Consider the following 13,932-nt stretch of genomic DNA (forward strand, 5'->3'; position numbering starts at 1 on the left):
CCTGCGCGATCTGGCACAACCGCACCATCGGCGCACCCATCACCAGGTCCCTGACCGCCTACGACCACTGAGCCACATCGGAACTAATCATCTAGGGCGAACAGGGCGAGCAGCAGGCGCCGTTGGAGGGTGGCGCGGTCGATGCGCTCGTACGCGGCGACGGCGGAGAACTCGTCGAGCCGGTGAGGAAGTCGGCGTTCTTGAGCACGTCCAACTGCACCGAGGACGCGGGCGTCATCGCTTTGCAGTTCGCTGCGTGTCAGGACCAGGAGCGGGCAGCAGTGCCTTCACGTGCTGCCACGCCTGTTCGACGGTGAGCGTGGTGTCGCCCGTCAGCAGAGCCACGCTCAGCCCGTCCATGAGGGCGACCACTCGCTGTGTGAGCGTTTCGATGTCGTCGGTCAGCTCGCCGAGGATCTGGGCGATCGCCGCGCGCCAGGCGGCGTCGAACTCGAGCTGAGCCTCGCGCAGGGCGGGCTCGTGCATCACCCGCGGCCACAGCTCGACCCAGAGCAGCCAGCGGGGGTCACCGGCGGCACGAGGGAAGTTGAGCATGCACAGACTGCGCAGTCGCTCCTCGGCCGAGCCGTCGGACTCCAGCACGAGTGCCAGCTGCTCGGCCAGCTCGTGCTCGCTCCAGCGGAGCAGCTCGAGGAGCAGGCCGCTCTTGCTGCCGAAGTAGTAGGAGAGGTGACCGGCGCTGGTGTCCAGGCGACGCCCGAGTTCGGAGAGGCTCAGGTCGGCCAAGCCGCGCTCGACGAGCAGCGCCCAGGCCTCCTGCATGACCCGCTCGCGCGGACGCTCGAGCCGGCGGTGTCGCCTGAGGTTCTGGTTGGTCACCTCTTGACTCTAGCCACGGGGCGCCGCACAGTGACGCGAAGCATAGTTTTGAAAGGCTTTCAATTCGAGGAGTCATCATGGCGCCGACACCCACCGAGACGACCGCCGATCCTCCCGCCGAACCCCCCGCCCGGGCCTCGAGACGGCTGAAGCCGGTGCTCGGCGTGACCGCGGTGATCCTGCTGACCGTCTCGTGCATCACACCGGCCTCCAGCCTTTTCATCATCGTGCCGGAGCTGCTGGCCAGGCCGGGCTCGGGCGTCGTCATCGCGTTGCTCCTCGGCGTCGTGGTCTCGATCGCCGTCGGCGCCTGCTACGCCGAACTGGGCACGCGCACCCCGAGCTCGGGCGGTGAGTACGCGATGATCACCCACACGATCGGCCGCACGCTCGGCTGGCTGACCTTCGTGCTGACGGCCGCCCTGCTCGTCATCATCCCGCCGATCATCGCGCTCGGCACCGCGGACTACCTGAGCTCGATCGCCGACCTCGACCCGGCCACCACCGGTGCGGTGGTGATGCTGCTGGCCACCTGTACGGCCATCCTCGACGTCCGAGCGAACGCGTTCGTGACCAGGCGCCCTCGTCGCGACACCCGCTTCCTGGTGGACGCGAGGGAGGACCGGTGACCCATCGCGAGTCGTCACCCGTCCTGGTCCTGACCGGCGGGAATGTGCACACCGTCGACCGGGCCGTGCCGCACGCCGATGAAGTCGCCGGGCGCGGCAACCGGCTCGCGTGGGTCGGCGACGCCGCTGACCCGCCAGCCTGGGTCGTCAACGCGATGTCGGCCGCCCTCAACCGCGAGGTCATGAATGTCCATTGAGAGTTTCGCAACCGATAGCGGGGCCGCAATGAAGATCAGTCGGCTCGACAGCCTCGATCCTGAGCTACGGGTACCGCTGGAAGAGCTCCTCGAGAAGTTCCCCGGTGGGGTGTACGCCATCGAGGACCTTGCGGAGCGTCGGCGCATCGATGCCACGCATGCGGCAGAGATGGTGGAAGCGGTCGCGGCGGCCCAGACGTGCTCCACCGAGGACGTGTGGGTGCCTGGTCCGGCGGGGTGCGCAGACGTGCCTGTACGCGTCTACCGGCCCAGACGGCTTCAGCCCGCCTCACCCGCCGTGTTCTTCATCCACGGCGGCGGGATGTATCTCGGTGACCTCGACTATGAGCACGTAACGGCCGTGAAGATCTGCGAGGAGCTCGGGGTACTCGTCGTCTCCTCCGGCTACCGCAAGGCGCCGGAGCATCCGCACCCGGCACAGGTCGACGACTGCTACGCCGCCCTGAGCTGGATGAGCGACAACGCGACGTCCCTGGACTTCGACCCAGGGCGGTTGGCGATCTTCGGGGGGAGCGCGGGTGGCAATCTGGCCCTTGCCACTGCCCTCAAGGCGCGTGACCTCGCAGGACCTGCCCTCTCCTATGTCATGGCCCTCTACCCGATGGTCGACCACCGCGACACCACGCCGTCGGCTCACGAGGTCACGGAGGTCGGGGCGTGGGACCGACGGACCAACGTCGAGGCCTGGGAGTGGTTCCTCGCCGGGCAGGAGCCTGACGGATATGCCGCTCCGCTGCACGCCGAGGACCTGGCCGGCCTGCCGCCGACGTTCATCGACGTGGGAACCGTCGATGTCTTCCGGGACGAGGACCTCGCCCTGGCGCAGCGGCTCCTCGCCGCAGGTGTCACCACAGAGCTGCACGTCTATCCCGGTGTCTATCACGCCGCGGAGCACTACGCGCCCGACGCGGAAGCGGCCCGCCACATGTGGACGGTCCGGTTCCGAGCCCTTCGCAGGGCTCTCGGTATACAGCCCGTTCCTGTCGAAGCCGACAGGAACGGGCACGACAACTGACCATCGCCGTCGGCCCGGCGGCCCCGCGTCGGGCGAGCGCGTTCCCATGAGGTGCTCAGGTCCGACCAACCTCGGGTTGAAGGACGGCGAGTCGTCCTCCCGGGCGAGGGAGGCCGTCAACGGCAGCGAGCCGGGGCAGGATCCTCCCGCGTCCCTGAGGTGTGGCATCGCGCTGAGGCGTGCGGAGCGACCGCGCCTCAGGAGTCCGGTCCTACTGAGTGGAGCTCCACCACGCCGTGTCCGCCGCGCGGATCGTGTTGGTGCCGCAGTGCACCTCGCCGGCGGACACGTGGTGGGTGCGCCAGTCGTCCAGGTACCGCACCCGCATGCCGGTCTTGGCGTACGCCTTGGTCACCGCGGCGGCGAGGATGTCCTTGCCATCGACGACCGGGCCCCACTGCTTGGCGGCCAGGTAGGTCCTCGGGCTCAGTACGACGCCGTTGACGGCACCGGGGTAATACGCGATGACCGGCCGGTTCTGCGCCCGCGCGGACGGCGCGGAGCGCGTCCCGGGGAAGCCACCGAAGCCGAAACCGCTCTCGAACATCGCCGGGATCTTCACGATCTCGGCGTCCGTGACGCCGGTCTCCCGCTTCAGCAGTGCCAGGTTCTCCTTGAGCTTCCGGGCCGCGTACGCGTTGTCCTTGAGCAACTGCCGGTCGGACAGGGCCTGGTCGATCGTGGGGATGCGGCCCCAGGCGTAGGAGCGGGGGATGGAGAACACCTTCGTGTGGCCGTGTCCGTCGCGCTGTGCCTTGCGCAGCAGGGCGAGCGCGCCCTCCGGGTCGGCGATGCCGATCTTCCATCCGCGCGGGGTGTCGGCGGGCAGGAACTGCACGAACTCGTCCACATGACCGACGCCGAGCCAGCCGGCGTCGAGTACCAGCGGGTCCTGGGCCTGCTGGGCCCTGAGGAAGGCGGTGTGTGCGGGCAGCCGGGAGCCGTGCCGGCCGGTGATGATCCGGCCTGCCGGGTAGGACGTGCCGTTGTGGGTGTACGGCGGGATGGTCTCCAGGTTTCCCGTGGAGTTGATCTGGCCGTCGTACAGCCCCTTGTTGATCTGTACGGCGCCGACGCCGGGACCGCGCAGCTCGAAGACCTGCTTGCCGGCGTCGCGGTCCATCTGCGCCGAGCGGATCATCATCCGCAGTACACGCGGCTTGCCGCCCGGGCCGGGCATGCTGACGTAGCCGGGCTCGATGAAGTCCTGCGCCCAGACGTCCGAGCCGTCCTTGAACATGTACGTCGGCTTGGTGATACCGGCCTTCCGCACTTCCTTCGCGAACGCCCTTGCGAACGTGCGCTGGTTGGGGTCAGCGCGGTTTCCGTCCACGACCAGCGCCTGTTGGACACGCTGCAGGTGGTGCTGGGTCAGGACCGGGGCGGCGCGCAGCATCACCTCGTCCGTGGAGGTGCGTTCACCGTCGGTGACGGTGAAACGGACGGTGATCCGGCCGTCCCAGTCCTCCCGGATGACGTCCCGCCCGTCGAGGCCGAGCCGCAGTCCGGCCCGCACTTCAGCCGCGGTGACCCGGGTGCGATCGGTGACGTATGTCCAGGTGCCGCCGCGCTGGAGGAACAGCCGCACCCGGGAGTTGCCCACGCCGACGAGCTGGAGGCTGCCGGTGGCGGCGTCCGAGACGTCGCCGGCCGGGACCGTCCGCAGCTGCGCCAAGTACTCGGGAGCCCGTACGGCGGTGCCCTCAGCGTCGTTGCACGCCTGCAGACGGGCGTTGGACAGCCAACGGCCGTCCGGCGTCCTCGTCTTGCAACGCCGCAGCTTGTCACCGAGGTTGGGCAGGAAGATCGCGCCTCGCCCGCTGGTCCATGTCGTCTTGCCCGCCGCATCGGAATGCCCGGTGACATCGACCGCACCGTCCCGGTTCACATCGGCACGAATGTCTGCCCGTATTCCCCCGCTGTCGTCAGCCGCGGAGGCCGGCACCGTGCCGGAGACAGCCGCCAGAGCGATCACCAACGCTGTCGCAGTCCTGGCACTCACTTTGTTCATTCACGTACTCCTCATGGGGGTTGTCTGCACCTCCATCCCATCGCGCTCCCATGAGGCATTCGCTCCGCTGACCGGCGGAACCACCCCCGCCGACCTGCCGGACTCCGGTCATCCGAAAGTGGCACCCGTGACGGGCGGCGCAAGTCCGGCGGCGCCGCCCGGACGGGCCGTGCCCTCGCCGCTTCCGGACCGGCCGCGCCCTCGCCGACTCCGGCGCGGAGACCGCCAGAGAGACGAGGTGACCCGACCGGCGCAGCCCAGTGATCACTGCCGCCGGGCGGCAGTCCAGCGCACCAGGAGGATCCGCCCACCGCAGCGCCGCACGGCCGACCGACCGGCACGGCCGGTCGGCGGACCGAGCAGTCGGGCGAGACGACCCCAGTCCGTCCAGTCCGCGGTGGGGGACACCGCTCAGAAGGTCGCGACACCCGGCAAGTGGGCGGCGGCCCCGCGACGACACGGCCGTCACCGTCGAGGTCCGGGACGACGGCGTGGGCTTCGACCCGCTGGCGACCGGCGGGGGGCGGCGCGACCGGGGTCTCGGCCTGCCCGCCGGCCGCGAACGCCTCGGCGCCCTCGGCGGCTCGCTCACCGTCCGCAGCGCGCCCGGCCGCGGCACCCTGGCCCGCGCCAGCCTCCCCGTGGGCGCCCTCGCCCTCGCCGGCCCGGCGGGCGAGCGATGACCGCCCCCGACGACACCCCGCTGCGCGTCCTGATCGTCGACGACCATCGCCGCCGCCCTCCACCTCACCGAGGCCACGATCAAGACCCATCTGGTCCCCGTCTACCGCAAGCTCGGCACGGAGAACCGGGCGAGCACGGTGTCGGAGGCGGTCCGGCGGGGGCTGCTCGAACTGGGGTGAGCCGGCCCCGGGCGCCGGTTCAGTGGGCGCCCGCCGGTTCGAACTCGGTACCGCACGGGCCCGCTCCCTCGCTCTCCGGCAGGGGCACCGCAGCGCCGCTCATCGTCAGCACGTCGTAGTACCGGCCGATGCGTTCGGTGGAGCGGCCCACGTAATGACCGATGAAGGAGCGCCGGAAGCGGTCGGTGGTGCGGTTGGGCTGGGAGCCGTGCACGAGGCTGCCGTTGAAGAAGAGGACGTCGCCCGGGGCCATGTCGACGGGAACCGCGGCCAGCCCGGGCGGCGGCGGGACGTACTCCCGGACGAACGAGACCTCCGCGTCCGCCTCCTCCGGGCAGAACAGATCCATGCGGTGCGTGCCCGGCACGACCTCCAGACCGCCGTTGGCGCGGTCGATCACATCGCAGGCGATCCAGGCCGCCACACAGGTCCCCGGCTCGACCCGCAGATAGAAGTTGTCCTGGTGCAGCGCCTGCCCCCGGGCACCCGGCGGCTTGAAGTAGAACATGCTCTGCGCGGCCAGGACCTCTTCCCCCAGCAGCCCTTCGAGGATGTCCCGCAGCCGTGCGTCCAGGAGCACCCGCAGCGACAGTTCGTCGATGCGGTGCGGCTGCATCACCCGGGGGTGGGAGTCCAGCGGGTCGGCCGGCCGGCCCGCCGCGGGCGGCCGGGGCCGGAAGTGCCCCGGGACCGGCCCGCCCTCCCGCAGGGCCTCGAACCGGTCGCACAACTCCTCGATCTCGGCGGGCGAGAACAGTCCCCGCGCCACCAGAAAGCCGTTCTCCTCGAACTCCGCCCTGCCCCTGACTGCCATCCGCGTGCCCCTTCCGTGCGTCCCGAACGTGCTCCACGCTAGGTCCGAGCGCCGTGGGAGAGGATGCCTGTGCATGCTGACGACCTGCCCGTGACTGCTGTGTCCGCCGATCCGTCACCGCCCCCGGGGCAGATGATCATCGGCCGCTTCGACCGGTCGCCGCCGTACGCGGTGAACCGGCCGCGCGGCGCGGACAGCTGGCTGTTCACCTGGACCACGGGCGGCGCGGGACTGCTGCGGCAGGGCTCCGCACGGACGCGGGCGACCCCGGGCGACCTGGTGGTCCTCGGCCCGGGAGTGCCCCAGCACTACGCGGTCGCGCCCGGCGCCGCACACTGGGCGTTCTGGTGGGCGCACTGCCGGCCGCGGGCGTCCTGGACGGCCTGGCTGCGCCCGTACGAGACCGGGGACCGGCTGTACGCCCTCCCGTCGGCCCCCGGCGGCATCCGCGTACGGGCCGACGCGGCCTTCCGTCGGATGCTCGCCGACGCCCGCTGGACCGGCGAGGGCGTGCCGCCCGCCGCCGGGGGCACCTCGCAGGGCGACGCCGCCACCGAGGTCGCCGTGGCCCACGGCACGGCGGCCCGCGAACTCGCCCTGTGCTCCCTGGAGGAGGTGGTGCTGCTCACCGCCGCCCGGTCCGAGCCGCGCCCCTCGGGGGTGGACCCGAGGATCCGCCGGGCGGAGGACCTGATCGCCGCCGACCCGGGAGCCCCGCACACCGTCCGCTCCCTCGCCGAGTCCGTGGCCCTCTCCCCGTCCCGGTTCGCGCACCTGTTCACCGAGCAGCTGGGGCGCTCCCCGATGCGCGTGCTCCACCACGCCCGCCTCCGGCATGCCGCCCGTCTGCTGGAGGCCACCGAACTGCCTGTGGAGCGCGTGGCCGGAGCCTCCGGGTTCGGCAGTCCGTCCCACTTCAGCAGGGCGTTCCGGGAGCGCTACGGGGCGCCGCCGGGGGAGTACCGGCAGGGTCTGCGGGACGACGGCTGAGGACCCGTCTCACCGGTGTGCGGGGCTCAGCCCCCGAAGACGAGCAGCGACAGCCACAGCGCCACCACCGAGGAGAGCAGCGCCGCCGGGACGGTGAGCAGGCCGAGGCGGGTGAACTCGCCGAGATCGACCTCGTCCTCGTGCTGGTGGACGATGCGGCGCCAGAGCAGGGTGGCCAGGGAACCGGCGTAGGTGAGGTTCGGGCCGATGTTCACACCGAGCAGCACGGCGAGGACGGCGCCCGTGCCGAGCGGGGCCGCGAGGGGGACCAGGACCAGGACCGCCGGCAGGTTGTTGATGACGTTGGACAGGACGGCGGCGAGGGCGGCGACACCGAGGAGGGCGAGCAGACCGGTGCCGGACGGCATCACGCGGCCGAGCGCGTCGGCGAGGCCGCTGTCGACCACGGCGCGCACCACGATGCCGAGCGCCAGCACGAACGCCAGGAAGGGCAGGGAGACGGACCGCAGCAGCGCGACCGGGCCGGTGGTACGGCGCACGAGCGCGCGGACCGCCAGCACCACGGCCCCGGCCAGCGCCGCCCAGACGGGCTCGATCCCGAGCACGGACGTCAGGACGAAACCGGCGAGCGTGCACAGGACGGTGACCAGCGCGAACATCGGCAGCTCGGGCGCCTCGACCGGCTGCTGGGGCGTGGGCGCCACGGCGTCGAGGTCGCTCGCGAAGAACCGCCGGAAGACCAGGTACTCGGCGGCCACGGCCACCGCCCACGGTGCCGCCATCAGCAGCGCGAACCGCGTGAAGGTGAGCCCGCTCGCCGTGAACGCCAGCAGGTTGGTGAGGTTGGAGACGGGCAGCAGCAGCGAAGCCGTGTTCGACAGGTGCGCGGTGGCGTACACATGCGGCTTGGGGCGGGCGCCGAGCCGGGCGACCGTCGCGAACACCACCGGTGTCAGCAGGACGACCGTGGCGTCCAGACTGAGCACCGCCGTGATGCCGGAGGCCAGCACGAACGTCGAGCCCAGCAGCCGCCGGGGCCGGCCCGCCGAGGCGCGCGCCATCCACGCCCCGCACGCCTGGAAGAGCCCCTCGTCGTCGCAGAGCTTGGCCAGCACGAGCACGGCGGCCAGGAAGCCGAGCACCGGGCCCAGCAGTTCGGCCTCGGCGCGGGCGTGGTCGAGGGAGACGGCCCCCGCGGCGACGACGACGCCCGCGGCCGGGACGGCGACCACGGCCTCCGGCAGTCCGAACGGGCGGGCGACCGCACAGCCGAGGACGACGACGAGCAGGACGACGGACAGGACCTCGGCGAGGGCGGTGTTCACGGCAGGGCTTTCGGGCGGTAAGTGGCGCTCAGACCTGAGAACCCTACAACCGTGGGGTCCTGCGGAAGCGGGCGCGGCCCTGCGGTGAGGTCCTTCTCACGTGGTGCGGAGCGCCCGCCTCACTCCTCGGAGAGGGTCAGCTCCGCCCAGATCGTCTTGCCGTCCTCGGTGTGCCGGCTGCCCCAGCGCTGGGTCAGCTGGGCCACCAGCAGCAGGCCGCGTCCGCCCTCGTCGAACGTCTTGGCGCGGCGCAGGTGCGGGGCGGTGCCGCTGCCGTCCGACACCTCGCAGATCAGGGTGGTGTCGTCGTGGATCAGGCGCAGCTGGATCGGCGGGACGCCGTGCCGGATGGCGTTGGTGACCAGCTCGCTCACCACCAGCTCCGCCGTGAACGCCGACTCGCTGATGCCCCACAGCGCCATCTGCGTCAGCACGTACTGGCGGGTGCGGGCGACGAACGCGGGGTCGGCGGGTATCGACCAGGTCGCGACCTGTGCCGCCTGCAGACCGCGCGTACGGGCCAGCAGCAGGGCCACGTCGTCGGGGGCGCCGTTCGCGGGCAGCAGGGACTGCACCACGCCCTGGCAGATGTCGTCCAGCGAACCCGTACGGCCGGAGAGCGCCTCGGCCAGCAGCTCCTGACCGGCGTCGATGTCCCGGTCACGGGTCTCGATCAGACCGTCGGTGTAGAGGGCGATGACGGTGCCCTCGGGCAGTTCGAGTTCGGCGGACTCGAAGGGAAGTCCGCCGAGGCCCAGCGGCTGTCCCGACGGCACTTCCACCTCCATCGGCCGGCCCTGCGGGTCCAGCACGACCGGCGGCGGGTGCCCGGCGCGGGCGAAGGTGCAGCGGCGGGTCACCGGGTCGTAGACGGCGTACAGACAGGTGGCGCCCACCTCACCGGTCACCCCCTCGCTGCCGGCCTCCGCGGAGAGCCGTACGACGAGGTCGTCGAGGTGGGTGAGCAGTTCGTCGGGGGCGAGGTCGACGTCGGCGAGGGTGCGGACGGCGGTGCGCAGCCGGCCCATGGTGGCGGAGGCCTGCACCCCGTGCCCGACGACGTCACCGACGACCATGGCGACCCGCATCCCGGACAGGGGGATGACGTCGAACCAGTCGCCGCCGACCCCGGCCTGCGCCGCCGGGAGATACCGGGACGCCGCCTCCAGGGCGGGCATGCGGGGCAGGGTCTGCGGCAGGAGACTGCGCTGGAGGGCCAGGGCGGTCTCGCGTTCACGGGAGTAGCGGCGGGCGTTGTCGATGCAGACGGCGGCCCGGGCCGTCACCTCCTCGGCGAGCAGCTCGTCGTCGGCGGTGTACGGGTCCAGCCGCTTGAAGCGGGTCAGGACGGCGACGCCCAGGGTCGTGCCGCGGGCCCGGATGGGCACCGACATGGTGGTGCGGACGCCCAGTTCCTTGACCCGCGCGCTGCGCAGCGGGTCCCAGGCGAGCCAGTCCGACAGGGTGTTCGCCGGGTCGGTCGCCACGACCGTGTGGCCGACGCACAGGGAGGCCGCCTGTGGGGAGGAGGCCGGGTAGACGTCCGTGCGTCCCACCTCCACCACCGCCTCCGGGCAGCCGGGGGTGACCGACTGGTGGGCGGCGCGGCGGAGGGTGAAGGGGGCGGAGAGCGGACCCTCGTGCGGTTCGTCGCCGTGGTCGAGGGACTCCATGAGGTCGACGCTGACGAAATCGGCGAGGACGGGGACGCACACGTCCGCCAGCTCCTGGGCGGTGCGCCGCACGTCGAGGGTGGTGCCGATGCGGATGCTGGCCTCGTTGACCAGCTGCAGCCGCTGCCGCGCCAGGTACTGCTCGGTGATGTCGTGCCCGGTGACACAGACCCCGATCGGCGTGCCGGACTCGTCCATGAGCGGTGCGATGGCGGCCGACCAGGCGTGGGCGCGCTGCTCGTCGGCGGCCCGCAGGAAGGTCTGCACGTCCTTGCGCCGGCCCAGGGCGAGCACCTCGCGCAGGTCCTCCTCCAGCTTCTCGCCCTGCCGGCCGCCGATGATCTCGGACATGTGCAGACCCCGGAGGTTGTCCTCGGGCATGCCCACGGCGTCCGCCATCACGTCGTTGATGCCGCGCAGCCGGAGCCGGTCGTCGAAGACGGCCATGGCGCACGGGGACTGGAACATGACGGCCGCCGCGAGCGGATCGTCCCGCCCCAGCGGGCCGGGATCGTCCAGCGGGCACAGAACCAGCCAGTTGCCCTCGCCGTCGCCGTTCTTCGCGTGCTGCTGGTGGGCGAGCAGCCACGCGGTCACCGTACGGCCGTCACGGTGACGCAACGTGAGCGTTCCGCTCCAGCTGCGGCTTCCCGGCGGGGGTGGGAGGAACGCGTCGCCCGGGGCCAGCAGCTCCTCGGCGGGGCGCCCCACGACGTCCGCCGCGGGCCAGCCCAGCAGACGTCTAGCGCCCTCGTTCCACTCGACGATCGTGCCATCGCCGTCCATGGCCGCCCGCGCCGTGGCGGCACCGTCCAGGGCATACGCAGGGATGTCGCCGTGCGTTACCTTGCGGCTCCTCATCGTCGCGAGTTCCATTTCGCCGGACCGAACGGGCTTACGGGTGAAATCCAGCCTATGCGCTCAGCGGGGAAAGCGGATGGGAAACCGTATCCTCGTGCGGTCTCTCGTACCGGTGTTCGCCAAGTGGCGCGGGGTTCTCGGGCGCCTCAGGGGCGCCGACGTTGGTGGCGACGAGGGGCCGGGGGTCGCCCCCCGCCGTCGCCCTGATGCGTGCGACGAGGGGTGCCCCGTGAGCGACGCCCCGGCAGGTGCCGCCTGGCGGTCCTCCCCGCCCGGCCCCCGCGTCGGAGCGCGTCGCCGGGGCCGGGCGGGGAGAGGGAGGAAAACCGGTCCCGTCCGGACCGTTGACGGGCCTGTCATGTCTCTAACAGCATGACCAGGGTCCGCATTTGGGAGCGCTCCCATGCTCAAGTCGTCTCCTGCGCCACCGTTCGTCCGTCACCGCTGTGCGCCCCCACCTCCCCCGAGGAGCCCAGACGTGAAACGACGCAGAACCAGCCTTCTCGCCCTCACGGGCCTCCTCGTGGCCGCGCTCACCGCGCTGCCCGGCGGCTCGGCCCAGGCCGAGGAGGTCGAACAGGTCAAGAACGGCACCTTCGACACCACCACCGCCCCGTGGTGGACGACCGGCAACGTCACCGCCGGCCCCACCGACGGCCGTCTGTGCGCCGACATCCCCGGTGGCACGACCAACCGCTGGGACGCGGCCGTCGGCCAGAACGACATCACCCTCGTCAAGGGCGAGTCGTACCGGTTCGCCTTCTCCGCGTCCGGCACACCCCAGGGCAACGTCCTGCGGGCGATCGTCGGCCTGTCGGTGGACCCGTACGACACCTACTTCGAGGTGAGTCCCCAGCTGAACGTCTCGGGCGACTCGTACACCTACACCTTCACCTCGCCCGTCGACACCACACAGGCCCAGGTCGGCTTCCAGGTGGGCGGCAACGCGAACCCGTTCTCCTTCTGCATGGACGACGTGTCGCTGCTCGGCGGGGTGCCGCCGGAGGTGTACGAGCCCGACACCGGGCCCCGGGTCCGCGTCAACCAGGTCGCCTATCTGCCCGCCGGGCCCAAGAACGCCACCCTGGTCACCGACGCGACGGCGAAGCTGCCCTGGCAGTTGAAGAGTGCGTCGGGCGCTGTCGTCGCCCATGGGCGGACCACACCCCGCGGACTCGACGCCTCCTCCGGGCAGAAGGTCCACTCGATCGACTTCGGCGCGTACCGCAAGCGCGGCACCGGCTTCACGCTGGTCGCCGACGGCGAGACCAGCCGCCCCTTCGACATCGACCCGCGCGCCTACGAACGCCTGCGCATCGACTCGCTGAAGTACTACTACACCCAGCGCAGCGGTACCCCGATCAGCGACGCACTGCGCCCCGGCTACGGCCGCGCGGCGGGCCACGTCGACGTCGCGCCCAACCAGGGCGACGGCAACGTGCCCTGCCAGCCCGGTGTCTGCGACTACCGGCTCGACGTCACCGGCGGCTGGTACGACGCCGGCGACCACGGCAAGTACGTCGTCAACGGCGGCATCTCCACCTGGGAGGTGCTCAGCACCTACGAGCGCGCGCTGTACGCCCGTACTGGCGAGTCCGGCAAGCTCGGCGACGGCTCGCTGGACATCCCCGAGAGCGGCAACAAGGTGCCCGACCTGCTGGACGAGGTCCGCTGGGAACTGGACTTCATGCTCCGGATGCAGGTACCGAAGGGGCAGCCGCTCGCCGGCATGGCCCACCACAAGATCCACGACGAGCAGTGGACCGGCCTGCCCCTGATGCCCGCCGCCGACCCGCAGAAGCGCGAACTGCACCCGCCGAGCACCGCGGCGACCCTGAACCTGGCCGCCACCGCCGCCCAGGCGGCCCGCCTCTACCGCCCCTACGACCGCGCCTTCGGCGCCAAGGCCCTCGCCGCGGCCCGCACGGCCTGGGCGGCGGCCGTCGAACACCCCGCGATGTACGCCTCCGAGAGCGACGGCGTCGGCGGCGGCACCTACGCCGACAACAACGTCACCGACGAGTTCTACTGGGCGGCCGCGCAGCTGTACCTGACCACGGGTGAGAAGGCATTCCAGGACTACGTCCTCGCCTCGCCGGTGCACACCGCCGACATCTTCGGCCCCATCGGGTTCGACTGGGCCCGGACCGCCGCCGCCGGACGACTCGACCTCGCGACCGTGCCGAACAAGCTGCCCGGCCGCGACAAGGTCCGCAAGTCAGTGATCAAGGGCGCCGACCGCTATCTGGCCGCGCTGGAGTCCCAGCCGTACGGCATGCCGTACGCGCCCGACAACCATGTCTACGACTGGGGTTCCAACCACCAGATCCTCAACAACGCGGTCGTCGTCGCCACGGCGTACGACATCGCCGGAGCGTCCAAGTACCGCGAGGGCGCGCTGCAGAGCATGGACTACCTCTTCGGCCGCAACGCCCTCAACATCTCCTACGTCACCGGCTACGGCGAGGTCGCCGCCCGCAACCAGCACAGCCGCTGGTACGCCCACCAGCTCGACCCGGATCAGCCCAGCCCGCCGGCCGGCACCCTCGCGGGCGGCCCGAACTCGGGCATCCAGGACCCCTACGCACAGAGCAAACTCCAGGGCTGTGTCGGTCAGTTCTGCTACATCGACGACATCCAGTCCTGGTCGACCAACGAACACACGATCAACTGGAACGCGGCGCTGGCCCGCATGGCGTCGTTCGTGGCCGACCAGACCTGACGCGTCCGGG

At 71.5% G+C, this 13,932-nt stretch carries 11 protein-coding genes and 1 pseudogene; 7 read left to right on the forward strand and 5 right to left on the reverse strand.

Annotated elements, in window-relative coordinates; all coding sequences use genetic code 11:
• Window positions 1-234: 234 nt before the first annotated feature.
• Window positions 235-840: a TetR/AcrR family transcriptional regulator gene (locus ACZ6BB_RS34895; RefSeq protein ID WP_471619135.1), complete on the reverse strand. Its 606-nt coding sequence runs from the start codon at window positions 838-840 to the stop codon at window positions 235-237.
• A gap of 77 nt (window positions 841-917) precedes the next feature.
• Between ACZ6BB_RS34895 and ACZ6BB_RS34900 the strand changes: the two genes are divergently transcribed.
• The 3 genes from ACZ6BB_RS34900 to ACZ6BB_RS34910 are packed head-to-tail and all read left to right on the forward strand — an operon-like array spanning window position 918 to window position 2,702.
• Entirely contained in the window at window positions 918-1,469 is a 552-nt protein-coding gene (locus tag ACZ6BB_RS34900) for an amino acid permease (protein WP_471619136.1), read from the forward strand.
• The gene (locus ACZ6BB_RS34905) at window positions 1,466-1,666 is read left to right on the forward strand and encodes a hypothetical protein (protein WP_471619137.1); all 201 of its coding nucleotides are present in this window, start codon (window positions 1,466-1,468) and stop codon (window positions 1,664-1,666) included. The genes ACZ6BB_RS34900 and ACZ6BB_RS34905 overlap by 4 nt, the downstream gene beginning before the upstream one ends.
• Entirely contained in the window at window positions 1,656-2,702 is a 1,047-nt protein-coding gene (locus tag ACZ6BB_RS34910) for an alpha/beta hydrolase (RefSeq protein WP_471619138.1), read from the forward strand. Before ACZ6BB_RS34905 ends, ACZ6BB_RS34910 begins: the two co-directional genes overlap by 11 nt.
• A gap of 211 nt (window positions 2,703-2,913) precedes the next feature.
• Here ACZ6BB_RS34910 and ACZ6BB_RS34915 read toward each other — a convergent pair whose 3' ends face one another.
• Window positions 2,914-4,590, reverse strand: coding sequence for a protein-arginine deiminase domain-containing protein (locus ACZ6BB_RS34915; RefSeq protein ID WP_471619139.1), 1,677 nt, complete (start codon window positions 4,588-4,590; stop codon window positions 2,914-2,916).
• Window positions 4,591-4,973: 383 nt separating this feature from the next.
• On the opposite strand from ACZ6BB_RS34915, the gene ACZ6BB_RS34920 reads away from it, so the two are divergent.
• Complete coding sequence (locus tag ACZ6BB_RS34920; protein ID WP_471619140.1) at window positions 4,974-5,396, forward strand: ATP-binding protein; 423 nt, start codon at window positions 4,974-4,976, stop codon at window positions 5,394-5,396.
• 33 nt (window positions 5,397-5,429) lie between these two features.
• A pseudogene (locus tag ACZ6BB_RS34925) lies at window positions 5,430-5,576 on the forward strand (LuxR C-terminal-related transcriptional regulator); the annotation flags it as partial.
• 19 nt (window positions 5,577-5,595) lie between these two features.
• Here ACZ6BB_RS34925 and ACZ6BB_RS34930 read toward each other — a convergent pair.
• A complete protein-coding gene (locus tag ACZ6BB_RS34930; protein WP_471619141.1) occupies window positions 5,596-6,390 on the reverse strand; it encodes a phytanoyl-CoA dioxygenase family protein in 795 nt (264 codons plus the stop codon).
• A 63-nt stretch (window positions 6,391-6,453) separates the two neighbouring features.
• Here ACZ6BB_RS34930 and ACZ6BB_RS34935 point away from each other — a divergent pair, with 63 nt between their 5' ends.
• Window positions 6,454-7,380, forward strand: coding sequence for a helix-turn-helix domain-containing protein (locus tag ACZ6BB_RS34935; protein ID WP_471619142.1), 927 nt, complete (start codon window positions 6,454-6,456; stop codon window positions 7,378-7,380).
• A 26-nt stretch (window positions 7,381-7,406) separates the two neighbouring features.
• Here ACZ6BB_RS34935 and ACZ6BB_RS34940 read toward each other — a convergent pair whose 3' ends face one another.
• Window positions 7,407-8,666 (reverse strand): SLC13 family permease, encoded by a 1,260-nt coding sequence (locus ACZ6BB_RS34940; protein WP_471619143.1) that lies wholly within the window; start codon window positions 8,664-8,666, stop codon window positions 7,407-7,409.
• A 119-nt stretch (window positions 8,667-8,785) separates the two neighbouring features.
• On the reverse strand, window positions 8,786-11,200 hold the full coding sequence (locus ACZ6BB_RS34945) for a SpoIIE family protein phosphatase (protein ID WP_471619144.1): 2,415 nt from the start codon (window positions 11,198-11,200) through the stop codon (window positions 8,786-8,788).
• Window positions 11,201-11,678: 478 nt separating this feature from the next.
• On the opposite strand from ACZ6BB_RS34945, the gene ACZ6BB_RS34950 reads away from it, so the two are divergent.
• Entirely contained in the window at window positions 11,679-13,922 is a 2,244-nt protein-coding gene (locus ACZ6BB_RS34950; protein ID WP_471619145.1) for a glycoside hydrolase family 9 protein, read from the forward strand.
• The last annotated feature ends 10 nt before the right edge of the window (window positions 13,923-13,932 follow it).

It is taken from the genome of Streptomyces sp. NPDC041108, from assembly GCF_055592645.1.

Excerpts from the sequence above, each read along its gene's own strand:
- ACZ6BB_RS34900 (WP_471619136.1), top strand. The coding sequence starts at position 918 with ATGGCGCCGACACCCACCGAGACGACCGCCGATCCTCCCGCCGAACCC.
- ACZ6BB_RS34910 (WP_471619138.1), top strand. The coding sequence starts at position 1,656 with ATGTCCATTGAGAGTTTCGCAACCGATAGCGGGGCCGCAATGAAGATC.
- ACZ6BB_RS34930 (WP_471619141.1), bottom strand. The coding sequence starts at position 6,390 with ATGGCAGTCAGGGGCAGGGCGGAGTTCGAGGAGAACGGCTTTCTGGTG.
- ACZ6BB_RS34935 (WP_471619142.1), top strand. The coding sequence starts at position 6,454 with ATGCCTGTGCATGCTGACGACCTGCCCGTGACTGCTGTGTCCGCCGAT.
- ACZ6BB_RS34945 (WP_471619144.1), bottom strand. The coding sequence starts at position 11,200 with ATGAGGAGCCGCAAGGTAACGCACGGCGACATCCCTGCGTATGCCCTG.